Below are 23836 nucleotides of genomic sequence, written 5' to 3'. Positions count from 1 at the left end.
TGGGGTGTTTCATAGCAGGTAAATGATCGGAAAGAGCAGGACCCAGACCAGATCAACCATATGCCAAAACGCGGCCCCCACTTCGGTGTTGCGAGGCGTGGTTTTCCAACCAATCAAGGCCAGAATGACGATACCAGCGATCACATGCATGGCGTGAAACCCGGTCAGCATATAGTAAAAAAGAAAGAAGGTATGGGTTTCGAAATCAATGCCTTGGGCGGATTTGGTGGCGTATTCCGCCCATTTGATCACCAAGAAGACCACGCCCAAGACGCTGGCGGCTGTTAACAACAAGCGGGTGCGTAGTGTGTCGCCCAACTCAGATGATCGCACGGCCATCGCCGCCAACCAGCCAGAAGTGACCAAGACAAGCGTGTTGATCCCGGCTGTGGCGGCGTTGAGGTGGGTTTGCGCCTCGGCAAACCCGGCGGGGTCGGTGAGGCGAACAGCCATAAACGCGGCAAGGCCTGCGCCAAAAACCAACAATTCCGAGACGATCAAAATCCACATCATCAAATCACCGGGCAAGGCATCAATCCCCTGTGCCGAACCGTGTTGTTCGATGTTTTGGCTCATCCCGCGCCCACCAGCTCCCGGTAGATTTTTGGCAAGGCATGCAAGAGCTTGTCCGGTTCAGGTATCAAGGAATAGCCGCCTTTGCCAAAGATACGTGGGAACCAGCTTTTGCCATCCCGATCCACCGCAATCCCATAGACCGAATGCCCGGCGCGGCGGGCTTCTTGGACGGCCATGCGGCTGTCTTCGATGCCATGCCGACCTTCGTAATGGTCCAGATCGTTGGGTTTGCCATCGGTGATAACGAGCAACAACCGGCGTTTGCGCGGCTGATCGCTCAGATCCTTGGAGACATGACGCAGCGCCGCGCCCAAACGCGTGTAAAACCCAGGTTGAAGCGCGCCAATCCGCCCTTCAACCTGTTTGGTCATCGGCTCATCAAAGCTCTTGGCGTTGCGCACATAGACCCGGTCGCGTTTCAGCGATGAAAAGGCGTTGATCGCAAAATCATCGCCACAGGCATCCAGCCCCCAGGCAAAGGCGGCCAGCGCCTCGCGCTCGACATCAATAACCCTGCGACCCTCATGGCCATGGCCAGGGATCGCACTTTCGGTCGAGCGCGACACATCCAACAGGATCGACACCGCTAAATCGCGCTTTTCGGCGCGGGTTTGGTTCCAGACCCGATCATCCGACACACCGGTTGCCAAAAACTCCACATGGGCGCGCACTGTGCGTTCGGTGTTCAGCTCATCTCCATCCGGGTGGCCATGGGTTGACACGCGGCCCGGGCGCAGCGCTTCGAACTGGCGTCGAACGGCATGAATTCGGGCCTGTGCACGCGGATCATGGGTGAAAACGTCGACATCACCGGCATCAGCCTGTGAGGCCAAAACCCGGCAATGATTGCGCATATAGGTGCCGGTTCGGCAATCCCATTCGGGGTAGGTGGTCACCGCCGACAACATCTCTCGGTCGACATCTTCGGGGGCCAAATCAAGGTGCAGCTTCAAACGGGTCGCGGGGGCTTGTTTGATCTGACCGAGGCCGATTTCCTCTTGGTCATCGGCGGCTTTCTTGGCGTCGTCGTTTTCGTCATCCTCAACCCGGCGGTTGATGTTCATGAACTCAGCCCAGCTCAGGATCGCTTCGAACTTGTGCAAAATAAAGCTGTCGGGGCGGTCAATCGCATCGGCCTTGCGGCGGCGCGCTTTGCGGGCGCGACCTTCTTCGCTGTCACCTTGTTCGGTGTCACCCTCGGTATCGGGGTTCTCTACGGTCATGGATTCCGATCGGTCCGATTGGCGCAGGTCTGGCCAAACCGCGACAGGGCGGAACGGCAAATAGCCACGCGGGGCCTGCCACTCGTGATACTCCCCGGCTTTTATGGCATCGTACATCGCAGTGGCGCGTTCGTTCAGCGGCGTATCAGACCCGAGAATACGTCGAATAACCGCCTCGATCCCAGCCTCAGCCGGGGGCAGGGTGGGGGTGCGGCGCAAGAACAGCGTCGCATCGCACAGATCGCGATAGAGCTTGGCAAAGCCCGGCGCGATGTCCAGCGCTTGCTCGACCGTATCCAAGACAGCCCGCAATCCCGCCATATCTGCACGTAGGGGATCATCCTGCTCAGTCGGAGTGTTGACCTGGGCGGCACCTGCCGCTGCTGCGGCCAGCCATAAATACAACGCGGCATTGGCCTCGCGGGCTGGAAACACCACAAGGCTTTCGGGCATGCGCAGCGCCATGCCGTCATAGCTGGCACGTGGCACGGCTTCGGCCCATGTGCCAAGCTTGCGGCGCAGCGTCAGGCGATGATGTGATACCTCATCACCCACGGGTTTGAGCTCGATCGACGGATCGCCGCCCAGACCACGAAATAAGACCGCCAGTCGCCCGCCAACCTCAGAAAGGTCGACGCGGGCTCCCTCGTGGACGACAGGGGCGTCCAGACGACTGGCATAATTGTGCCATAGCTTCCCGACAGTTTCTTCGGGTTCCCATGGCTCAATTTCGACCTTGCTCACCACCGGCCTCACCCGAAAATAGCAGTGACAAGGTCGAGGAGCCCGCGTTTCACGTCCGCGTCATCCGACAGCGGTTCGATCATTGCAGCCAGAATGGCGCGTTCAACCGGCATGCCTTGGGCGATCAGCGTCGCCGCATAGATCACCAGACGGGTCGAGACACCTTCCTCAAGATCCTGCCCTTTGAGATCGCGCAGTTTGTTGGCGAGACGGACAAGGGGTTTGACGCGTTCTTCGTCCAGACCGGATTCACGGACCACTACGGGGATTTCGTATTCGGGCGTTGGGAAGTTGAACGCCATCGATACAAAGCGTTGCCGCGTCGAAGGTTTCAGCGTCTTCAGGATGTTTTGGTAGCCGGGGTTATAGCTGGCCACGAGCATAAAACTGGGGGTGGCTTCGATCTCTTCACCGGTGCGATCCAGCGGCAAAATGCGCCGGTCATCGGTCAGCGGATGAAGGACAACGGTTACATCTTTTCGGGCCTCAACAACCTCGTCGAGGTAGCAAATCGCGCCCTCGCGTACGGCGCGGGTCAGCGGGCCATCCACCCAGACAGTGTCGCCGCCCTTAAGCAAGTAGCGACCAATCAGGTCAGAGGCCGATAGGTCATCGTGGCAGGCCACGGTATAGAGCTTGCGGTTCAGCTTGGCGGCCATATGGGCCACAAAACGAGTTTTCCCGCAGCCTGTCGGACCTTTGAGCAGGACCGGCAGATTGTTTTGGCTGGCGGCTGTGAACATCTCACATTCATCACCAGTCGGGAGATAGAAGGGGGCTTGTGCCGCCCCCTCCAACTTGGTTGGATTTCCGTCCATTGTGGTCATCCCAGCCTTCATTCCGCAGGGGCGCTTGTGGCACCCGCTTCGATAATTTCATTACGTGGCTTCAGAACCGCGTAGATGAAGAGAACCGCACCAAGAACAACCGCAATACCCGAGCCAAAGCGCATCACGTAGAAGACCCAGAGTTGATCTTGAACGTCCATGAACGCCTCGCCATTCACACGTTGAAGGTGTGTTTGAACGGTCCCGGCAAAGGTTAGGGTGAAGGTCATGAAGGTCATACCACCCGCCATCAGCCAGAAGGAGCACATGTTGAGCACTTGGTTGAACGGATCACGTCCGCGCAGGATTGGCATTGCATAGCTGATGATCGCCAGGTTCAGGGCAACATAAGCCCCAAAGAACGCGAGGTGACCATGGGCGGCGGTGATCTGCGTGCCGTGTGTGTAGTAGTTCACACCGTGCAATGTGTGCAAAAAGCCCCAGACACCCGCGCCAAAGAAGGCCAGTGTCGCACAGCCCAAGGACCATAGCAGCGCTGCTTTGTTGGGGTGGTCGCGGCGGCCTTTCCAAACCATCACAAAGGCAAAAGCCATCATGCCAAAGAAGGGAACGATTTCGAGCGAGCTAAAGATTGAGCCGATCCACTGCCAGTAGCCGGGAGTCCCGATCCAGAAGTAGTGGTGACCGGTGCCTAGGATGCCCGAGAACAGGGCCAAGGCAGCCAGAACATAGAGCCATTTTTCAACAACTTCGCGGTCCACACCGGTGAGCTTCAGCATCAGGAAGGCAAGGATGGAGGCCATCACAAGTTCCCAGGTGCCTTCGACCCAAAGGTGCACGATGTACCACCAGTACATTTTGTCGAGCGCCAGGTTGGATGGGTTGTAGAAGCTGAAGAGGAACAGCAAGGCAATGCCCCACAGGCCCAGCAGCAAGATGTTGGTGATGGCGGTTTTCTTACCCTTCAGAACAGTCATCGAAATGTTGTAGAGGAAGATCAGCGCCGCAACGACGATACCGGCTTTGACCCATTTGGGTTGCTCGATAAATTCGCGGCCTTCTTTACCAAAGAGGAAGTTACCTTCTGCGATATTGAACAGATAGGTGACAACCACACCGGCTGTGCCGACAACAAGGATCAGCAGCTGAAGGTAGGCGAGTTTTTCCGAATGGATATCCTGTTCGGATTCCTCGGGAACCAAGAAGTAGGCCGCCCCAAAGAAACCGGTCAGCAGCCAGACAACCAAAGAGTTGGTGTGCAGCATACGGCCGATATTGAAGGGGATCAGGTCAGACAGGAAATTCCCGTCTACATAGATCCAGCCCAAGACCAAACCCATCGTGACCTGAACGGCGAACAGCGCCATGGCAACGATGAAGTAGGCAAATGCAATTTTCTGAGATTTGTATTTCATGTCCCTATCTCCTTAGCCTGCCTCGTTGGGGGGCCAGTCTTGGGCGTTAATGGTCTGAGACCAAAGGAAGAAATCGGCCAAGCCGCGATATTCTTCTTCGGTCAAATCAAAACTGGGCATCTGGCGGCGACCTTCTATGCCCGTGGGCATGGCTTCCATCCAGGCACGTAGTACTTCGTAGCCTTCTTCCGCGTCTTCCACGCCCCAGCGTTCCATCACATTGACCAATTCAGGCGCGAAATAGGCGCCTTCGCCCAGAAGCGTGTGGCAGTTGATGCAGGCGTGTTTTTCCCACACGTGCTTGCCCAGTTTGACGCTGTCGGTCAGCGTTGCTTCATTGGTGGAGGTGGTCACGATGTACCGATGAGAGTGGGCCGAAAGGGCCAGGAATATGATAATGAAGAACAGTGACCCACCGTAGAAGATATTGCGGGCCATGCTCTTGGTCATGACTTCGCGCATCGCGCTGATCCTTCCCTTGAGTTTTCTGGTGGTCAGAAAATCGCGGCTAGGGACGAGTCGCACCTTAACAATAGTCAATCGGATCACTTGGTTTTACGTCTTTGCGATTAAGTGTTTGATTTAAATATATTTTTATAGCGGGATCTTTGAGGGTGAATACAGCGCCTTACTGGTCGTCGCTTGTGTTTGGCCGCAGCTACAATCACTGGATCGGACGGAAGCTGTGACCCTTTTGGCCGATTGCCCCCGCTGGTTTCGGGGGTTTTAGGCTCATAAATCAGGCCGAATGGAAGTTGCAGGTCTGCGTCGCGCAGGTTGCAAACAACGCAGCATCAGATGGCGGTAACTGAGGTTGCAATATTGCCTGCAAGGGGCCGATGATGGCCATTGCCGCGTCAGTGTAAGCCTTTTGGGGCGGGCAAGTTGTCGTTCGGAACGGCAACGAAGGGTGTCCCAAACAGCCCCGCACCTTGATCAGATAGACCTGAACAAACGCATCTAAAATGTCGCTCCGGCGCACCGCCATCATCATGCTTGCCGGTCGCTGAGGGCAGTAACCTATATGTTGTGTCCCCGGATGGCTTCATTGCATTCGTTCGCAAGAGTTAAGACGGCAAAGATGTGATTGCCTTGATCGCCGAGCAGCGTGATGCCCGCGCTATATGTGCTGGCCAATCGGAAAACCGGCCGGTCACAGTTGCGGCACACAACGGGCTTCAGTTTATTTGGTAAGATTGTTTGATGTCAGTGCCAGAATTGACCCAAAGCGGACCCGGATAGATGTGCTTTCGAGGCTGAGTTTTGAAAGGCGGTGGGAAGGGCGTGTGCTCTGGCTGCGATGAAGAAATACTTTGGTCGAGAGTGGCGCGGTCTTTTGGGTTAAGCAGGTGTTTGAGCCTGCATCTCTCGGCAATGAATTCCCAACATGATCAGTGCTGGCCAAATCAAATAGGTTTGGATCTCCAGGTTTTCCCCGAAAGATAGTAAAACCAAGGTCAACAGGATTCCCAAAGGCAAGGCACCGCGCCGGGATTGGGCTGCATCATAAACCGTCACCAGTGCATGACAGGCAAAGGGCACCGCAAAGGCTGCGACCCCGACCACGCCTTTGACAAAAAGCAATCCAAACCAAGTGTGGTGGCTGCCAATCGGCATATATTCAACGAGATGCGGTCCGGGTTGCACCCGGCCATGCCCAAACCAAACCGCGTCTTCTTGCCATCGCTCATAGGCGATCCTTTGCAGGGTTGCCCGGACGCGGCTGCTGTCCGCACGGGCCGAGCGGAAAGCATCAAGGGTTCCAAAAATGGCGTTCTGGAGCGGTATGACAAACAGGCCAGCCAGAGTGGTCAGGCCTGCCAACACTGACCACGCAAAACCGCGAAATATGAACGGTGCGAGCCGAGGGAGGGTTGTACAGAAAACCAGCCCAACCAACCCCATTCTGGATTTTGATGCCAGGATCATCAGCACCCCGGCTGCAACTCCGGCCATAGCCCAGCGTCGGTTTTTTTCCTCAAGAGCAAACAACACCATTATGACGCCAAGCAGGGCTGCGAACGGCGACCAGGGGGCAAAGAACTGCCAGCGAGGTTGGCCTGATCCGGGGTCGATCGTGTAGAGGAACACGGTGAAATATTCCGGCCCCGGCCCGCCAACGGCTTTAAGTGGTGATGTGAAAATCCGTTCAGGAAGCCCGATGAATGGGGCAATCAACAAGAGGGGCGCAAGGGTCAAGGTAACAGCCCCTAGGATGCAATAAGCGCGCACAAGGATTTGGCGTCGCAAGGGCAGGACAGCCCCGGCCAGAGGAAACAGACACATCAAGGCCCAGCCCTTGGCCCAACCGATGGTAGACTTGATGGTTGTTTTGATCCCCATTGCCCAATTCAGATGCCCCACCCAGAGCGCGATCAGCATCACAGCCATGCCAATAACCCACCCCCAAATCAGCCAAGGCACCGGGCCGGTGGCGCGCAAATCAAGACGGATGGCAGGACCAAGGTAGAGCGATAGCATCGCAAACCCCGCCAAGATCCATGCCAGCACCGGCCCAAGAACATACAGCCCACCAATGCAATAGACCGGCCAGGTCGCAACAAGCGACCAGAACACGAGGCGTTCAGGCAAGGTTTCGGGGCGGATCACGGCGTTTTCGCCGGTGGGGTCGGGCGGGCCAGAACCCGCTCAATCAGGGCTTTGCGATACCAACCCAAGGCCGCCGCGATAGCCAGCATCAGACTGGCGGCAATGGCCGCCGCCAAAACCAGTTTTCTTTTGGGAGAAGACGGGCGCGTTGGGAGGTTTGGATCCTCGAGCACCTGAACCAAAGGGTAAGAGGCATAGATATCCGTTTTGGACGATTGCGACCGGGCTATGGCTGAGGCAAACACCGCTTCGGCCACGGCAAAATCGCGATGCCGGTCCTCAAGTTCTGATGCCACGGGTTCCAGACGCTGAATGTCGGCAGCGTCTTTGTGATGCTGTGCGGACAGGGTGGCGGCTTCTTTGCGCAGCGCCTCGAGGGTGGCATGATCACGCACCAATTCGGATAGCAATTCGGCCCGCGCGCCGTCAGGGGCTCGATCAAGGGTGCGAACCTCTGACATCGAAAATCCAGTCACCGATGCGGCCAATGTCAGAACGGCGTTTTGGGCAGTTTCGTGGGCCCTTTGGGCGGCTTGCCGCTGGGGGTGGCGGGGTCCGAAATGCGATTGGGCGGCCGTTAGTACGGCGGCATTCTCGGCCAATTCAGCCAAGGCAACCCGGTATTCTTCGTCGGAAAACAGTTTCAAAGTCGCGGCCGCGTGCAAGGCCGATATCTGGAGCGCTGTTTCAAGATCGGCTACACGAGATGCCTGTGACGCGACCTTGCCATTCAATGATTGCAGGCGTTCCGACAAGATTTCGAGCGCTGCAACCCGCCCCTTGAATTGATCGGCGGACATCAATCCGCTGTCTTCGCGCAGGTCTGAGATAGACGTTCTGTTGGCCCGAACCGAGGTGACGTAATCGGCGATTGCGTCTTCACCGCCGGCTTGACGTTGAATGATTTCGTCGTGCCGCAAAGCGTCGATCTCGGCAAAAAACGAGGCCAATAACGCGCGAGCACGGGACTGGGCTGCGGGGGCCGCATCGGCGGAGAGTTCGACATGGATCAGGTTGGTTTGATCGACGAGTTTGATTTTTGGGCGACCGAAATCATCGGGACTGACCTGTTCGCCTATGGCCGCAGCATTCAAAATCCGGTCGGCAACAATCAACCGTTTATAGGTTTCCGTTGGGCTGATTGACCCATTGGAAAACGCAGAATTGGCATAGGAGGAGGCTTGTCCGAATTTATTGAGGTTCACAGAGGTCGAGCTACCAGCACCGGGCAAGATCAATGAAAACTGCGAGGTGAATCGCGGTGTCGCGGTGGCGAGATAGCCAAGACTGGGCACCCAAACTGCCACCAGCCCCATGCCGAGCAGAGATAGATAGCGCATATTGCGTCGGGTTTTTGTGTAAATCCAACGCTTGCCGCGCCGCGCCCATGATCTGATGCCCTTATTATTGACCTTGTCATTGGTCTCGAACGGGGCGGCGTCTGTCGTGGTTGCGGCTAAAAATTTGGGGTTTTGAAAACTCATAAGCACTCTCCTTGCTTATGAGTTTACGCTTCCAATCGGGCTTGCGCTCCGACCCACCGGGGCAGGGGGCGCGGGGATTGGGATTGGTCCTCTACCCGATTGGATATGTCCTAGGGGCCAGACCTTAGAACAATCCTGCTTCGCGCGCGACCAACGCGGCTTGGGTGCGATTGTTGACATCAATCTTGCGGTACAGGGTTTTGACATGCAGCTTGATTGTCGGTTCGGCCAAATCCAAATCCCGCGCGATTTCCTTGTTGGATTGACCCTTAGTCAGCCCCTCTAACACCTGGAGTTCCCGTTGCGTGAGCTTGTCCGCCAAGGGATGTGTGGGCGGTGCCTCCGGTGCGGTCATGAAATCTATTGGGGCGTATTGTTCGCCCATGGCCATAAACCGTATGGCGTTGATCAGCGATTGCGCGGCCAGTGTTTTGGGAACAAACCCGGCGGCCCCGGCCTCAAGAGCCGCTTCGGCAACCTCGCGGGTGGCATCGCCTGAAATCAGCGCAACGCGTGGGGGATTTTGTAAGGCCAGAATGCGATGAAGCCCCTCAAGACCATTCATCTTGGGCATTTTGTAATCCAAGAGCACCAGATCATAGGCCACACCGGATTTGATGCGCTCAAAAGCCTGATCAAAATTCGCCACGGCATCGACGTCAATGTCGCCTGTGGATTCGACATATGCAACCAAGGTGTCGCGCACCAAATCATGGTCATCGGCAAGTAAAAGTTTCACTGGTCTACTCCATCAACACGGGTCAGGATGATTAGACACTGCCCGTTTGGCTGCGACAATGGTCATGGTGTTCTATTCAGAACTATGCGCCCATCCGTTCGGATAGGTCTGCGGGGCCTTTACGAAATCTTTACCCTGTTTTTCACTGTCGCAAACCGCATGTCCCTTGGGGCATCCCCCTGCGCCTTTGGGAAAATGTCCACTGTTTGTCATGCTGATCCCACACACTTCATGGGGGAGGATCAACCGTGCAGCATTCATCAAACGCGGAATTTGACGTGGGCGCGACGCCTATCGAACAATTGAGCAAAACGACCGCAACTTCAACGCTGAACAAGGCCCTGTCCGTGTTAGACCAACCCTTGTGGGATGGGACAACGCAGGGGGCCATTGCGCAATGTCTGAACGGGCAGAGGAACACGGTGTTTTTCCTCAATGCGCATTGCGCAAACATACGGGCGCGGCACAGGACTTATGCTCAGGCGCTTGCGCGGGCGGACTATGTGTTCCCCGATGGTATCGGCGTAGAAATGGCCGCCAAGATGTGTGGGGATCAGGTCACAACCAACCTGAACGGAACAGATTTGGTGCCCGAGCTTTTGCAAGAGGCAGGACGGCGCGGTCTGTCGGTCTTTCTGTTTGGCGCGCGCGCGGGTGTCGCCCAAGCGGCAGCGGACAAGCTGATGGTCAGCTGTCCGGGGTTGCGGGTTGCAGGGATTCTGGATGGCTATGCGCAATCCGCCAACAATCGCCAGACGGTTGCGCACATCAACGCCTCTGGTGCCGATATTGTGCTTGTCGCCAAGGGTGTTCCCCTTCAAGAGCTGTGGATTGATCAGCATCGCGATCAACTGGAGGCTCGTCTCGTTATAGGGGTCGGGGCGCTCTTTGATTTTGTGTCCGGTATGGTGCCGCGTGCGCCAGAACCGATCCGCAAAGCCCGTGCCGAATGGCTGTACCGGCTGTGTTGCGAACCCAAACGCATGGCGCGGCGTTACCTGATTGGCAACGCCACCTTTTTGGGACGGGCATCCGTGCATGCGATCAAAGGGCTTGCAGCAGGCACAATCGAGAAACGGATGCTCGACGTGGTCTTGGCAAGTGCTTGTATCGTTCTGCTGTCGCCCATCCTTTGTCTCATTGCGCTGGCCATACGGATGGATAGTCGCGGGCCGGCCGTGTTTTCGCAAACAAGAGTTGGTGAGTTCGGTGCCGAGTTCAAACTCTTTAAGTTCAGGACGATGCATTTGGATGCGGAAACCCGGCGGGCTGATATCCTGGCCATGTCAGATCGGGAAGGCCTATGCTTTAAGTCACGCCAAGACCCCCGGATCACCCGTGTTGGAATGTTCTTGCGGAAATGGTCGCTTGATGAAATCCCACAGATTCTCAATGTTTTAAAGGGGGATATGTCACTTGTTGGCCCGCGTCCCGCACTCCCCGGTGAGGTCGAGGCCTATCCAGAACACGCCCTCGGGCGGTTGCTGGCCAAGCCGGGAATCACGGGGTTGTGGCAGGTGTCGGGCCGGGCCGATATTGGCTTTGACAAGATGATCGACCTTGATCTGGCCTATATCAAAGCGCGTTCAATCTGGCTTGATCTGATGTTGCTGGCATTGACCTTTCGCGCGGTTCTGTTGCGGCAAGGCGCGTATTAAACCCCGCCCTCTAATCCGAACGGATAGGACACCACCCGGAATAGCCATACCGGGTGGCGGTCTTTTTGCGCATGCTTGGGTCAGACTGATAGGAGACACATCGTGACGAAATTGCTGACTGTTCTTGTCGCTGTAATCATGGCTTTTGCGCCGTTTGTGGCCGTTGCGGACCAAAGCGGGAGCGAGCCCGTCTTGTTTATCCAGAAAGATGCATCTTCTGAACCTGTTGCGGTCACCTTGGCTGAACTACAATCCTTGACTCAGACAACGTTTAAAACATCAACCATCTGGACCTCAGGCGTATCAGAATTTAGCGGTGTGGCCCTGTCACGGCTTTTGAGCTCTTTTGGGATTGAACAAGGGTTTATCAGAGCTCGGGCCGCCAATGATTATGCCGTCGACATTCCCATAGCATCCTTGAGCCAAACCGCCCCGATCGTGGCCTTTCGCATGGATGGTAAAACGATCCCGCGACGTGGAAAAGGCCCGCTTTGGATTGTCTTTCCCTATGACATGGATGCCGCGTTTAGAACGGAAACTGTTTATTCCCAGAGCATTTGGCAATTGAAGAGCTTGGATGTGGTAGACTGAAACCACGTATTGGGAGTTGTCGTTACATGAGTGCCACTAGGTCAAAGGCTGTACATCGGTTTCGGCTTCCGATCCTTGGAACCTTGTTGGCCGTTGCGGGTTTCGCCGTCCTGACGTGGTTCATCTATAACGAAGCCCTACAAGAGCTTGAGACCCTCAAATTTGCCAAAACAGACAATGTTGAGTGGTCGATGAGCCAGAGCGAAGTGGATTACCTGCGATTTCTAGAAGCGTTGTCGATCACCCCAGAGACGGCGACGACGCAACAGCTTGCTGACATCCGTCTGCGCTTTGATCTGTTCTATTCTCGTATTGATCTTTTTGAGCAGGGCGCGCTTTTTGCGGCGTTTCAACAAGACCCAAAGCTTGGCACGCTGCTTGATACGATTGGCTCAGGGCTTGATGGTTTGGTCGACACTTTGGATGGCCCGGATGCGGGGCTGATCCTTGCCTTGCCAGACCTACAATCAGCCGCTCTGGCCATGAGGTCTGATGTTCGGGAATTGGCCCTAAACGGCGTGGCCTTTTTCGCCCGTCAGTCTGACCAAGATCGAAACCAAAGCGCCGTCACCCTGACACATCTGGTTTATTTGACTGGGGCCATGCTTTTCGTGATGGCGATGTTGAGTTTTGGGCTGTTCTATTTCAATCGCCAGACCCATCGTCAAAGCATCAAAGTCGTCCAAGCCAATTCCCGACTGCAGGGCATTTTGGAAACCTCGCTGGATGGGGTTGTTGTCACCAAAAATACCGGTGAAATTCTGACTCTGAATCCGGCTGCTGAACAGATGTTTGGCTATTTGGCGGCGGATGTCCAAGGGGTGCCTGTCGGCGATCTGATCGTTCCTGACCATTTGCGCCAGGCCCATCGCGACGGAATGGCCCGTATGTTGGCTGGTGGCGACAGGCGTGTTATCGGTCAAGGCCGCGTGCAATTGGAAGCCTGTCGTCAGGATGGATCGGTCTTCCCGGTCGAAATGGCACTTTCGGAGGTCAATGAAGACGAGGCAGAAGTGTTTGTCGCGTTCTTGCGCGACATGTCCCAAGTGCGCGCCGATGAAAAAGAGCTGATCAAAGCCCGAGATCAGGCTTTGGCGGGTGAAAAAGCCAAAACCGATTTTTTGGCCGTTATGAGCCACGAAATTCGCACGCCTCTCAATGGAATACTGGGCACCTTGCAGTTGATGGCACGTGAACCGCTCACGCAGGCGCAGCAAAAGATGCTTCGCAATATGGACATCTCGGGCCAGTCCCTACTGCGCCATGTGAACGCCGTTTTGGATATTGTCAGCGCCGAGGCAGGCACGGTTTCGGTGCGAGACGATGCATTAAACCCCGGTCTGCTGATCCAGAAAATCGTAGATGCCCAAGGTGGGGCCGCGGCAGAACGGGGCAATGTGATTGATTGGTCGTGGAACGGAACCGAACAGGATTGGGTTCTCAGCGATGCGCACAAGCTTGAACAGATTTTGCTGAACCTTGTCGGCAATGCGATCAAGTTCACCCGCGACGGGCGTATTGCGATTGTCGCCCAGATCGAGCCCGCCGCCGACGATTCCATGTCGCTGAAACTGTCGGTCAGCGACACAGGGATCGGGATTGCCCAAGATCATTTGCCCAATGTGTTTGACGATTTTCAAACCTTTGATGCCTCGTTGGACCGTGCCGCTCCTGGTTCGGGTCTGGGTCTTGGGATTGCGCGTCGGTTTGCCGAGGCGTTGGGCGGGCGTATCGAAGTGTCCAGCACTCTGGGCAAAGGCAGTCAATTTGACGTGACCTTGCCGGTTGAACGCACGACCGCCCCAAGCACGGTTGATACGGACCCGAACCACCAAGCAGCGTTGCCGCCCAAGATGAACATCCTGGTGGTGGATGACAATCAGATCAATCTGGATGTCATGGCGGCGATGCTAAAACACGAAGGGCATGGCGTGACCTGCACCACCAACGGGTTGGATGCGGTTCAGCAAGCGGCGGCCCGGCGATTTGATGTGATCTTGATGGATATCTCGATGCCGGGCATGGATGGGGTCACCGCCACGTCGCATATTCGTCAAGGCGGCGGGGCGTCTTCCGACGTGCCAATCGTGGCTGTGTCCGCCAATGTTTTGCCTGATGACACGCGCTCTTATCTTGAGGCCGGGCTGTCGGGTGTTCTTGGCAAACCTCTGACTTTTGAGGCTCTGCAAAACGCATTGGTGGCAGCAGAAGGCGCAAGTGCACCATCTGGCCAGTCGGGCGACCTTCTTGACCAGAGCCAGTTGGAACAAATGCGCAAGACTTTGGATGCAACGGCTTTGGAAGCCCTGTTCACGCGGATGATGTCCGATGCAGACCACTTGATCGCGGATGTGGGGCCAGACGCATATTTGCCTGCCACGGCCATCCGGGCCCATAACGTTGCCGGAAGTGCGGCGATGTTTGGCGCACAACGGTTGCATTTGTGTCTGAACGAACTCGAAAAACTCTGTTTGGCTGGCGAGCGGGATGCTTTCGCGCAGGCGCTGCCCGATCTGCGCGGCTGTTGGCAAGAGAGCCGTGCCGCGCTGGAAAACTGGCGCTCAACCGTTATTTGAGCACCAATGCGGCCGCGCCCACAACCGTTGTGACCCGCCCGATATCCGCGATGTTGGTCACCGTGCTGTCATAACACGCAATGGCGTCGCCGGGCAGGACATAGGGGTCGTAATCATCCCGATCCGCCCGCCGCAGCAACCGTTCGATATTGCGCTCAATCACCACGGAAACCTGTGTCACGGGATTGCGGGAAAACAACACGGCGTGGCGGTTGGCATTGGTCAGTTTCACGCCGCCGACACAGTTGGTGTCAACCACCGCTTGCAAGAAACGCGCACCATAAGGCACTTCGCGGACCGAGCGCCCAATGGCAGATTCTGCGTTGCCGGTGGCGGGTTGTGTTAAGTTCGACATATAGAGCGTCACACCCGGTGGGCTGATCGGGCTCGGGCGCATCAGGTCATCTTGGAAACACTGACGGCTTTTGACGACGATGCGATCACCGCTTAACAACATGACGTCGGTTGGGTCGCTGCCATCAAAAATGCCGCGCAAATCCATCCGATAGATTTGTCCGGCCCTGTGTAGTTCAACCGATGAGAGGTCGGCGTCCGGGCGCACGCCGCCAGCAGCCCGTAAGGCCACAGAGAGGTTGCGTTCTTCTGTTGAGGCCCCAATCGCGCCCTGCCGCATCCGATCGGTTTGATCGCCGGAAACCGCGCCGATCCGAACCGCATGGGGTTCAAAAACCGCCCCGATCACACCAACGCTAACCTCGGCGAAATCCAGAATACGCAACGAGAGCTGGGGGGCGGTGCCATAGTGCCCGGAGGCGACCAAGGCCCGCTGCACGGCGCGCTCCACGTCTCGTGTGCTTTTACCCTGCGCCGGGACCGGGGGCATATGCGGCAAGGTCAAGTGACCATCACGGGACACAACGTAATCACCGCTAAAGGTGTCATCGCCTGCGACCACCAGCTGCACAAGATCGTTGCGGGTGAGCTTTTCGCCCAAAAGCGGGCTGAGACCGGGGGCTGACCATTTGCCAATCGAGTCCTCTGGCTTGCCGCCAATCGGGGGCAGGCAGGGCGTTTCATTCATCTCGCGGGCCTCCAGATACCGCGATTTTGCCTTGGCAGGTTTGCGGTATTGCGCCTGATAGGCCTGCCCTTGGGCGACCGGCTCGATGTTATCAGGCGTTTTAAGGCTGGCGCAGCCCGGAAGCAGCGACAGGGCAAGGGTGGAGGCAATCTTCAGGGGTAAAAAACGGGTCATGAATACGTCCATTTGGGATACGTCCTTTTGGGCTGGCTTCAGATTAGCGCCAAGGCTCTTGGTCCTGCGAGATGGGGATCGGGACGGCGGGGCAATCCCAATGGATAGGGCGACGCACAAAAGTGTTCAGGCTTGATCCTGAGGGGATGAAGACTGCTAATTTTCAGCAGGTTACACATGGGTATCTCTCGGATCGGAGCCCATTATGACGCAACACACTCACGGACAGGGTCGCGGATTTATCCCCGACTTCCTTGCTTTTGGTGCCTCCGAGATCACGGCCAAGATGACACGTATTTTGGTCGTGATCACCGTCGCCCGCAGTATGGATGCGGCGCAAATCGGCGTGGCCGCTGCGGCTCTGGCTGCGGGCGACATTCTAAAAGCTCTGAGCGAAAACGGCGTCGGTCAACGGATCATCGCCGCCCCGCAAGAGGCGCTTGAAGCGACGTGCAACCGCGCGCAGTCCCTGTTTCGGCACTGGTGTTTTGGCCTCACCGGTTTCCAATGGCTGATCGCCGCTGGTCTGTTTGCGCTGGGGGCGCAAGAGCTTGGCATTTTGCTGGCGATTTTGGCCTTGGAATACCTCTTTATGCCTGCCGGGTTGGTTCAGGCCGCCCTCGCGATGCGCGAAGGCAAATTGCAGCAAACGGCCGTCATCGCCGGAGGTCAGATCGTTGGGGCCAATCTGGCAACTGCGATCCTTGCCCTTTTGTGGCCGTCGCCTCTGGCCTTGGTCTTGCCGCGCCTTGTCGCCGCCCCGATCTGGTTGATCTGTATGCGCCGACTGCGCCCCTGGACTTCCAATCCAGCAGCAGGAACCGCAGCTCTTTCTCCGTTTTTGCGGTTTGGAAGTGCGGTCATTGGCATCGAGCTTGTCAAAGTTTTGCGCGTCCAAGCAGACAAGTTGATTGTCGGCCTCTTGCTTGGAGCCGAAGCCCTTGGCCTGTATTTTATGGCGTTCAACGCTGGACTTAGTCTTGCAACATCCGTGACGCAGGCTTTTTCCGTCGCCTTGTTTCCGCATCTCTGCTCGGCACCAAACCGATCTGTCGCTTTGCGCCACAGTTTGATCGTCTCGGTTTGCGTCGTCTCTCCCTTTGTTTTGGCTCAGTCGCTTCTGGCTCCTCTTTATGTTCCGCTGTTGCTCGGAGACGGGTGGGAGGCGGTGATCGAACCGGTGTCGATCCTATGTCTGGCAGCGATCCCCGGATTGATCTGGACGGGTTGTGCCGGCCTTTTGCGCGCAAACGGACGCCCGCAAGACGAATTGCGAGTCGGCACAATTTTGGCGCTGGCACTTGGGATCAGCACGATTGTGACCGCCTCCTTTGGGCTCGTCACCATGGCGTGGAGTTATCTCTTGGTGAGTGCGCTCATCATGACCGGGTTCGCAGCGCCCATCCTGTTTGATGCCCTTTTCCAAAAACCAAACGAGGTCTAACAATGCCAAGGTTTTCAATTGTCATTCCCTGTTTCAACGCAGCCGAGACACTGGCGGAAACGCTGGACAGCCTTTTGGCGCAAGGCTTCACCAATTGGGAAGCGCTATGCGTTGATGATGGTTCCTGTGATGGGACGCAGGGGGTGATCGAAACCTATCAAAACCGTGATCCGCGCATACGTTTGTTGCGCAATCCGGGCAAAGGGCCGAGCACGGCGCGCAATTTTGGAGCCTTGGCGTGCGCGCGCGGGGACATCTTGTGTTTTTGCGATGCAGATGACGTCTGGACGCCTGACAAACTTGGGCAGGTGGATGACCTGTTTCGCTTAGATGATGTTGAGGGCGTTTATGGCAAAGTCGGCTTTTTCAGAACCATTCCCGGTGATGGTCACACACGATCAACTGTTAAACCCGCCGCGCTGACGATCGCGGACATGCTGTCAGAGAATCCGGTTTGCACCCTGTCCAACCTCAGCCTGCGCAAGCCGACCTTTGAGGCCATCGGTGGGTTTGATCCGGTTTTTGTTCACAACGAAGACCTTGATCTTTTGGTGCGTCTGCTTGGCGCTGGGGCGGTGATCAGGGGAATGGATCGGCTGTTGGTTTGGTACCGCTGTTCGCCTGACGGATTGTCGTCGGATCTCAGGGAAATGGAACGCAGCCGACGCGCGGTATTAGAGCGCGCCCGCGACTACGGCGTGCAGGGCGATGCCAAGGCCGAGGCGGCGTATCTGCGTTACCTTGCCCGGCGCTCTTTGCGGTTGAAATCCAGCCGATTGCAGGCCTTGGGATTAACCCTGCGCGGCATCGGTCATAGCCCGTCTGGTTTTTTCACCCCTGTTCATCGCGGAGCCGCAACGGCTGCGGCGTCCGTCGTCGCGCTGGTTTTGCCGCCGAAACTTCGCACAACTTTGTTTTCTTGACCTCATCCCGAAAGGATCTGCCAAATGCCCACCGCCAGCATTGTTGTCCCGGCCTATAACGCCAGCCAGACATTGCCTGACACGCTACGGTCTTTGCTCTGTCAAACTTACCGAGATTTTGAAATCATTGTTGTCGATGATGGCTCAACCGATGAGACAGCCCAAGTTGCGGGGCAGTTTGAGGCCGACCCTCGGTTAAGAATTCTGCGTCAAACCAACCGGGGTCTGGCGGGTGCGCGCAACTCTGGCATCGCGGCTGCGCGCGGCGATTATGTCGGGTTTTGCGATGCCGATGACCTGTGGGTGCCCCATAAGCTCGACGTGCATATACGGCACCTGAATGCCAATCGCGATGTGGCGCTAAGCTATTCAGGGTCAAAGCTTATTGATGAGGCAGGTGCCCCAATTGGCATTGTTCAAAAACCGCGCCGGCGCGGTGTGACACCGGCGCATGTGTTCAAACGCAATCCTATTGGCAATGGCTCGGCGGTTGTGGCGCGGCGTGTTGCGCTGGCCGACATCGCATATCGACCGCATTTTGAAACCGAACGCGATTGGGTTTTTGACGAAACTTTTCGCCAGTCGGAAGACATCGAATGTTGGTTGCGTTTGATGCTGACGACAGATTGGCAGATCGAGGGCGTGGCGCAGATGTTGACCGAATACCGCATCAGCAGCAACGGCCTTTCAGCCTCCATTGATCAACAATTGGACGCGTGGGAACGCATGGTCGCCAAACTTACCGACCTTAACCCAGGGTTCTTTGATACCTATGCCAGTGCCGCAAGAGCGTATCAGTATCGCTATCTCGCCCGTCGCGCGATCAGCCTAAACCTCGCGCGGCGTGGTCATGATTTTGCGTGGCAATCCCTTCAGATGTCGCGCCGACCTCTGATTGAGGAACCGATCAAAACGCTCACGACGCTTGCGGCCGCCGAGGTTCTCAAGCGGGCCGGTGCTTTGCGAATACGGCAAGCGATGAAGGCGTTGACCGCCATCAAACGATTTTAATTTTACCGTAAGGAGGCTCTGATGAAAACTGCCGTTCACTTGATTGATGATCGTACACCGGGTGGTGTGATGCGTATGGTATCGTTCCTAACGAGCGCACCAGACCCGACCTGCCGCCATAGCGTCTTGGATTTCCAAGACTGGCGTCGCTTGTACCCAAGCCCTGACATTATCGTGTCGCATCTTGCGGTCAGTTGGCGCAATTTGCCGATGTTGTTGGCCATGCGCGCCCGATTTCCGCGCTCGCGGATGATCCATGTTGAACACAGTTATACCCAATCGTTCACCGCGCTGAACGTGGCGAACCGCAGGCGTTTCTTTAACCTATTGCGCACAAGCTATTCCGTGTTCGATAGCGTGATCTGTGTGAGCGAGGCCCAAGCCACTTGGATGCGCAGCCGAAGCCTGGTTGCACTGCACGCGCTGGAAACCTGCAACAGCATCGTCGATTTTACCGCATTTTCCAATGTGCCTCCGGCTGGGTCACGGCCAAGGCGGCTTGGCTTGATCGGACGACTGGATCGGCAAAAGGGTTTCGACATTGCAATCAAGGCTTTTAGAAGGCTCGAAGGTTTGGAATTGGAGTTGAAAATCTTTGGCAGCGGCTCAGAGGAACACCACCTGAAACAATTGGCGAAGGGGGATACGCGCATCAAGTTTTTTGGCCACTCAGCCACGTCGAGTGATATTTATGCACAGGTCGATGCCGTCTTGATGCCATCACGTTGGGAAGCCTTTGGTTTGGTGGCCGCAGAAGCTTTTGCAGCGGGCCGCCCCGTTTTGGCAGCAAACGTAGATGCGCTAAAGGAACCTGACAGAAAGGGGATCACTTTGGTGCCCGGTTGCGGGGCTGGGATATGGGCCAAAGGGCTGAAATCATTCTGTGAAAAACAGATTAAACTGACCCCGATGGGCCGGGGCGACGCAGATGCCTGGAAGCAAAAGATGCTGGGGAAGTGGCGCGATAATCTGGCTGGAAATGTCATTTCCCCCTAATTGGTGTGATGAAATATCGAGCTTGGTTTGTTTGTGACCTTCTCTCGTCAATCGAAGGCGATGCTCTGAAAAGGCGGCGGTGTTTCATCGTATCGACGCGGAGAACACGACGGGGAAGCTGCCGCCGAGATCAAACGACTTTGCTGACAAGGATTGAAAGTTTACGAAGGCAAAACATGCCAGGCTTGTCACCACTAAGGAAGGTCCGGGTTGTTTTGGCACCTGTGCGGGACGGTGCCAGAGTTTCGATCTGTAGCACTATGATGGCGTTTCGGCGCAGGTGGATAGGCGACCAAGACGCTGGCCTATGATGGTTTTCGCACGGTATCGCGTGCTTTGGGATCGCGTTGCAAGGGCTGTGAAACAGGTGATGATCACCACTCGCAGCGCTTGGGCTGTTGAGCTATAACGTGACTCGGACATGGGCCAAGTGCTCGGGCCGCGCGAACCGCCAAAATGATAACCATTAAAAGAAAAGAACCTTTATGAACCTGATCTGTCTCGCAGCTGGCAAGGGTAGCCGTTTTGGCGATCTCGGCAGTTATTTGCAAAAATGTATGTATCCGATTGGCCTAAAACCGTTTCTTGAGCTGTCGGTGCGCAATTTGACGCAATCAGGTATCGATGTGTCGGCCTCTAGCCTGACGCTTGTGGTGGGCCATTACAAAGAGCAAATCCAATCCTATTTTGGCGACTCTTATAATGGACTTAAGATCAATTATGTCGTCCAAGATGAGGCGTTGGGCACTGGCCATGCCATTTTGACCGCCTACCAACAGGCCAAGCTTAGCGGCCCCTGTGTGGTGTGGTTGGCGGATGGCTATGTCAAATCCGAACAGTTCGCGTCGATGCTGTCGCATGACATGTCGGTGGTTCAGAGCGTGGCGGCGGATCGGGATCCGGCACATGCGAAAATCCGTGTGTCGCTTGAAGGCAACCGGGTGACCAAGGCCTGGGAAGGCGACAGTGATTATGTCGACATCGGTCTTTGGAAGTTTTCCGAGGCGATGGTGAAGCGTTTGACCGGCCGCAAAGAAGTCGAGTATCGCGTTATGCCCAACCTGCAAGACGCCATCGCCGACGGAGAAAGCATCGGCTATCTTATTGAAGAAGAATGGTTGCATCTGGGTGGCACGGAACCCACGCCTGAGATAAACACGCTGCGCATTGCCCAGCGGGTCAGGCAACTGGAAGGGATGGATGTAAACCTATGATCGTTACCAAAACGCCTCTGAGACTGCCGCTGGCTGGTGGTCTGACCGACATCAAATCCTACGCGCACCAGTTTGGGGGTGTGACGTTAAGCATGGCGATCGACAAACATGTGTATGTGATCATCAAGGCCAGCATGGATGGCTTTTTTGACCTGCGCTATTCGGATGCGCATGAAAAGGTTGTCACACATGCGGACATCAAAAATGATCTGATCCGGGAAGCATTGAAGGTGACCGGACTGGTTGATCAGCCGCTTCAGCTTGTGGTGATGACCGATCTGGCTGGGGAATCCGGTTTGGGTACGTCCGGGGCGGTCTGTGTCGGGTTGCTGAACGCGATGTATCGTTTCCAGGGCATTGAGAAGACCCAGCAGGAGTTGCTTGAAAAAGCGGCGCATATTGAGGTCGAAGTGCTGGAAGGCGCATCCGGCTATCATGACCCGGCCATCTGTGCGCTGGGTGATATTCGGTATATCGAGTATGACAAGCATGGCATCCATCCGAAATCTGTTGCGCTGTCAGAGGAGGTCCGAAGCCGGTTCCAAGAGAGCTTGTTGTTCTTTTATGGCGGCCATCACGCCAAGAGCAAACCGTCTTTGAACTTGTTGGAAAGCCATTTGGATAAGGGGCTTGATCACCTCCACGAGATCAAGGCCATCGGCATTGAACTGTTACCAACGCTGATCGCGGGTGACATTCAGCGCGTGGGTGAAATTATCGGCGAACAGCAACGTCTGAAAATGACCTTGCCCGGCAAATTCACCGACGATTATGTGCAGCGCACGGTTGCCAATGTGCGTGAGCTTGGGGCTTTTGCTCAGCTGCCGGGCGGAAAAGTGTCCGCTTTTGTTATGGTGTGTTGCCCCAATGGCCAGCAAGATGCGGTGCGGGATCTGATGAAAGATGGCCATCAAGAAGTGCCGTTTGCCATCGAACCCAACGGGACCTGGGCACAGACTGTTTAAAGGCCCGGATACGATGGTTGAAAAGCGACTCCCACCATCCTGAATGGCCTGTTTGGGGGCAAATTTTGTCCCCCACGATGCGTCTTGCTCTTAAGCGCTGTCGATGTGGTAACGACGGCCAAACGCGCGGCCGGTTTCTAGGCCACAGGCTTTGGCTTGTGCAGACGTTCACCCCAAAACACTGGCCAGAGAGCGACGGTGTAGAGGGTGAAGGCAAGAACCCAGAGCGCGCCTGAAAGCAAAATGCCGGTCATGTAGATTGTTGGCCAGAGGCTGGCGGCTGTGCGCAACAAGGCGGCCAGCGGGATCAGAACATAGGCGAGGACAATGGCTTTTGGCGCGATGAGATTTCGACCGGAATGACCGAGCGCGGCGCGTGACATCACCGCGAGGGTCATGCCTCCAACGCCGCCAATGCCCAACATATGTAGGGCGTTGATTTCGGTGGCGAAGTCAAAGGATGCCGCGCCAAGCAGCACAAACCCAAGCGCGTTGAGCGCGTAGGAGAGGTGCAGCGTCCAGATGATTGGCTGTTTATAGGCCCATGTGCCGCGCCACAGAGCGGTGCGCGCAAGCCCGAATATACCGGCGGCGAGGGCCAATGTGCCGGTGACCCAGTGCGGCGCGCCCGTTAACAGCGCAATGGGGGTGAGCAACGCCGGAGCGATAGATGCAACGGCAAGCGGCGTGGGATTTGCGGGCAGGCCGGTTTCGCGACCACTGCGCAGCATGGCGTTGCGGGTGAACGCGGGGGTGACGCGTCCACCAAGGATCATGATCAGCGCGCAAAGAGAGAGCAATCCGCCGCGCAGGCCGCGATCAGCGGTGTCAGCGGTGATGCCCACCCATTCGAGATGTACCAAGACGTTGCCAGACCAGAAGATCAATATGGCGACGAGCAAAATCATTTGCTGAGGTTTGGGGCGTTTGAGAAGGGTTTGCAGGATGCGGCCTGCGAGGATGGGCAAGAAGAGCAGGTCGATGAGCGCGACGGCTGTGAGGGGGAGGGAACCTGACCACCATATGGCCAACCGCCCCGCAAGCCAGAGGCCAGAGGTTGCTGCGAAGAAGGTCATTGGCTCCGGGCCCGATTTGGTCCAGCTCGGGGCGGCGGTGAGCAGGAAACCGGCAATGGCGGCACCACCATAGCCAAAAATCATTTCATGGGCATGCCACAGATGCGGCGGTTGGGCGCTAGGCAGCGAGATATCCCCCAAGCTGGCCTGCCAGATTTCCCAAACAAGGATAATCCAAATGGCAGACAAACCCGCCAGAAGGAAGAAGACGCGGTACCCGGCAGAGAGCAGGCGTTTGAGCGGAGCAGCGATCATCGCAAAACCCTCGGGCGCTGGGCGCTTGCACGTTTCTGGGGCGCGATTGCCACAGTTGCGGGGCGCAATGGGCGGCGTGTCCAGATTTGCCAGAAGGGTGGTATTTGGCGCGGGTCGCTGAGCGCGGCGAGGACTGTCAGAAGGGGCATAGGCATAGACCGATTTGCGGCTGCGGAGTGCAGGGGAATAGCTGTCAACAGCACCCTCAGAGAGTTGGGCTGACTTTGCTTTGACCAAAGTCAAGGAGAGCGGAACACGTTCTCGGCAGGGTTGAGGGTAACAGGGCGGGAAACAGAATCTTCCGCCGCAAAGTGCAGCCATCTCGAACCGCG

Annotated in this window: 19 protein-coding genes; 9 read left to right on the top strand and 10 right to left on the bottom strand. The window is 56.4% G+C overall.

The window, feature by feature from the left end:
* Window positions 1–9 precede the first annotated feature (9 nt).
* The 8 genes from ACRBB0_RS16970 to ACRBB0_RS16935 form a co-directional block, all read right to left on the bottom strand.
* A complete protein-coding gene (locus ACRBB0_RS16970; RefSeq protein ID WP_431375635.1) occupies window positions 10–576 on the bottom strand; it encodes a cytochrome c oxidase subunit 3 in 567 nt (188 codons plus the stop codon).
* A complete protein-coding gene (locus tag ACRBB0_RS16965) occupies window positions 573–2543 on the bottom strand; it encodes a nitric oxide reductase activation protein NorD (protein WP_431375634.1) in 1971 nt (656 codons plus the stop codon). Before ACRBB0_RS16965 ends, ACRBB0_RS16970 begins: the two co-directional genes overlap by 4 nt.
* A gap of 8 nt (window positions 2544–2551) precedes the next feature.
* A complete protein-coding gene (locus tag ACRBB0_RS16960; protein WP_431375633.1) occupies window positions 2552–3361 on the bottom strand; it encodes a CbbQ/NirQ/NorQ/GpvN family protein in 810 nt (269 codons plus the stop codon).
* 17 nt (window positions 3362–3378) lie between these two features.
* Window positions 3379–4746, bottom strand: a complete 1368-nt coding sequence (locus tag ACRBB0_RS16955) for a cbb3-type cytochrome c oxidase subunit I (RefSeq protein ID WP_431375632.1) — start codon at window positions 4744–4746, stop codon at window positions 3379–3381.
* A 12-nt stretch (window positions 4747–4758) separates the two neighbouring features.
* Window positions 4759–5208: a c-type cytochrome gene (locus ACRBB0_RS16950; protein WP_431375816.1), complete on the bottom strand. Its 450-nt coding sequence runs from the start codon at window positions 5206–5208 to the stop codon at window positions 4759–4761.
* Window positions 5209–6087: 879 nt separating this feature from the next.
* Complete coding sequence (locus ACRBB0_RS16945) at window positions 6088–7353, bottom strand: O-antigen ligase domain-containing protein (protein ID WP_431375815.1); 1266 nt, start codon at window positions 7351–7353, stop codon at window positions 6088–6090.
* A complete protein-coding gene (locus tag ACRBB0_RS16940; protein ID WP_431375631.1) occupies window positions 7353–8840 on the bottom strand; it encodes a hypothetical protein in 1488 nt (495 codons plus the stop codon). The genes ACRBB0_RS16945 and ACRBB0_RS16940 overlap by 1 nt, the downstream gene beginning before the upstream one ends.
* A 124-nt stretch (window positions 8841–8964) precedes the next feature.
* Window positions 8965–9579 carry a response regulator transcription factor gene (locus tag ACRBB0_RS16935; RefSeq protein WP_431375630.1) on the bottom strand — a complete coding sequence of 205 codons (615 nt, stop codon included), beginning with the start codon at window positions 9577–9579 and terminating at the stop codon, window positions 8965–8967.
* Window positions 9580–9827: 248 nt separating this feature from the next.
* On the opposite strand from ACRBB0_RS16935, the gene ACRBB0_RS16930 reads away from it, so the two are divergent.
* From ACRBB0_RS16930 to ACRBB0_RS16920, 3 genes are all read left to right on the top strand, one after another.
* A complete protein-coding gene (locus tag ACRBB0_RS16930; RefSeq protein WP_431375629.1) occupies window positions 9828–11237 on the top strand; it encodes a WecB/TagA/CpsF family glycosyltransferase in 1410 nt (469 codons plus the stop codon).
* 102 nt (window positions 11238–11339) lie between these two features.
* The gene (locus ACRBB0_RS16925; RefSeq protein WP_431375628.1) at window positions 11340–11828 is read left to right on the top strand and encodes a molybdopterin-dependent oxidoreductase; all 489 of its coding nucleotides are present in this window, start codon (window positions 11340–11342) and stop codon (window positions 11826–11828) included.
* A gap of 26 nt (window positions 11829–11854) precedes the next feature.
* Window positions 11855–14404, top strand: a complete 2550-nt coding sequence (locus ACRBB0_RS16920) for an ATP-binding protein (protein ID WP_431375627.1) — start codon at window positions 11855–11857, stop codon at window positions 14402–14404.
* Here ACRBB0_RS16920 and ACRBB0_RS16915 read toward each other — a convergent pair.
* A complete protein-coding gene (locus ACRBB0_RS16915) occupies window positions 14397–15620 on the bottom strand; it encodes a polysaccharide biosynthesis/export family protein (RefSeq protein WP_431375626.1) in 1224 nt (407 codons plus the stop codon). The genes ACRBB0_RS16920 and ACRBB0_RS16915 overlap by 8 nt on opposite strands.
* A gap of 205 nt (window positions 15621–15825) precedes the next feature.
* On the opposite strand from ACRBB0_RS16915, the gene ACRBB0_RS16910 reads away from it, so the two are divergent.
* From ACRBB0_RS16910 to ACRBB0_RS16885, 6 genes are all read left to right on the top strand, one after another.
* Entirely contained in the window at window positions 15826–17064 is a 1239-nt protein-coding gene (locus ACRBB0_RS16910; protein ID WP_431375625.1) for an oligosaccharide flippase family protein, read from the top strand.
* A 2-nt stretch (window positions 17065–17066) separates the two neighbouring features.
* Window positions 17067–17987 carry a glycosyltransferase family 2 protein gene (locus ACRBB0_RS16905; RefSeq protein ID WP_431375624.1) on the top strand — a complete coding sequence of 307 codons (921 nt, stop codon included), beginning with the start codon at window positions 17067–17069 and terminating at the stop codon, window positions 17985–17987.
* A 24-nt stretch (window positions 17988–18011) separates the two neighbouring features.
* Entirely contained in the window at window positions 18012–18998 is a 987-nt protein-coding gene (locus tag ACRBB0_RS16900; RefSeq protein WP_431375623.1) for a glycosyltransferase family 2 protein, read from the top strand.
* Between the two features lie 21 nt (window positions 18999–19019).
* The gene (locus tag ACRBB0_RS16895; protein WP_431375622.1) at window positions 19020–19994 is read left to right on the top strand and encodes a glycosyltransferase; all 975 of its coding nucleotides are present in this window, start codon (window positions 19020–19022) and stop codon (window positions 19992–19994) included.
* Window positions 19995–20479: 485 nt separating this feature from the next.
* A complete protein-coding gene (locus tag ACRBB0_RS16890) occupies window positions 20480–21208 on the top strand; it encodes a sugar phosphate nucleotidyltransferase (RefSeq protein ID WP_431375621.1) in 729 nt (242 codons plus the stop codon).
* Window positions 21205–22173 (top strand): hypothetical protein, encoded by a 969-nt coding sequence (locus ACRBB0_RS16885; protein ID WP_431375620.1) that lies wholly within the window; start codon window positions 21205–21207, stop codon window positions 22171–22173. Before ACRBB0_RS16890 ends, ACRBB0_RS16885 begins: the two co-directional genes overlap by 4 nt.
* Before the next feature lie 137 nt (window positions 22174–22310).
* Here the strand turns inward: ACRBB0_RS16885 and ACRBB0_RS16880 are convergent, their stop codons facing one another.
* Window positions 22311–23504, bottom strand: coding sequence for an NnrS family protein (locus ACRBB0_RS16880; protein WP_431375619.1), 1194 nt, complete (start codon window positions 23502–23504; stop codon window positions 22311–22313).
* Window positions 23505–23836 lie beyond the last annotated feature (332 nt).

The organism is Pelagimonas sp., assembly GCF_050633425.1.
Lineage (GTDB): Bacteria > Pseudomonadota > Alphaproteobacteria > Rhodobacterales > Rhodobacteraceae > Pelagimonas.
This window is presented reverse-complemented; position numbering and strand designations above follow the sequence as displayed.

Excerpts from the sequence above, each read along its gene's own strand:
- ACRBB0_RS16970 (WP_431375635.1), bottom strand. The coding sequence starts at position 576 with ATGAGCCAAAACATCGAACAACACGGTTCGGCACAGGGGATTGATGCC.
- ACRBB0_RS16960 (WP_431375633.1), bottom strand. The coding sequence starts at position 3,361 with ATGGACGGAAATCCAACCAAGTTGGAGGGGGCGGCACAAGCCCCCTTC.
- ACRBB0_RS16955 (WP_431375632.1), bottom strand. The coding sequence starts at position 4,746 with ATGAAATACAAATCTCAGAAAATTGCATTTGCCTACTTCATCGTTGCC.
- ACRBB0_RS16950 (WP_431375816.1), bottom strand. The coding sequence starts at position 5,208 with ATGCGCGAAGTCATGACCAAGAGCATGGCCCGCAATATCTTCTACGGT.
- ACRBB0_RS16940 (WP_431375631.1), bottom strand. The coding sequence starts at position 8,840 with ATGAGTTTTCAAAACCCCAAATTTTTAGCCGCAACCACGACAGACGCC.
- ACRBB0_RS16920 (WP_431375627.1), top strand. The coding sequence starts at position 11,855 with ATGAGTGCCACTAGGTCAAAGGCTGTACATCGGTTTCGGCTTCCGATC.
- ACRBB0_RS16915 (WP_431375626.1), bottom strand. The coding sequence starts at position 15,620 with ATGACCCGTTTTTTACCCCTGAAGATTGCCTCCACCCTTGCCCTGTCG.
- ACRBB0_RS16910 (WP_431375625.1), top strand. The coding sequence starts at position 15,826 with ATGACGCAACACACTCACGGACAGGGTCGCGGATTTATCCCCGACTTC.
- ACRBB0_RS16905 (WP_431375624.1), top strand. The coding sequence starts at position 17,067 with ATGCCAAGGTTTTCAATTGTCATTCCCTGTTTCAACGCAGCCGAGACA.
- ACRBB0_RS16900 (WP_431375623.1), top strand. The coding sequence starts at position 18,012 with ATGCCCACCGCCAGCATTGTTGTCCCGGCCTATAACGCCAGCCAGACA.
- ACRBB0_RS16895 (WP_431375622.1), top strand. The coding sequence starts at position 19,020 with ATGAAAACTGCCGTTCACTTGATTGATGATCGTACACCGGGTGGTGTG.
- ACRBB0_RS16890 (WP_431375621.1), top strand. The coding sequence starts at position 20,480 with ATGAACCTGATCTGTCTCGCAGCTGGCAAGGGTAGCCGTTTTGGCGAT.
- ACRBB0_RS16885 (WP_431375620.1), top strand. The coding sequence starts at position 21,205 with ATGATCGTTACCAAAACGCCTCTGAGACTGCCGCTGGCTGGTGGTCTG.
- ACRBB0_RS16880 (WP_431375619.1), bottom strand. The coding sequence starts at position 23,504 with ATGATCGCTGCTCCGCTCAAACGCCTGCTCTCTGCCGGGTACCGCGTC.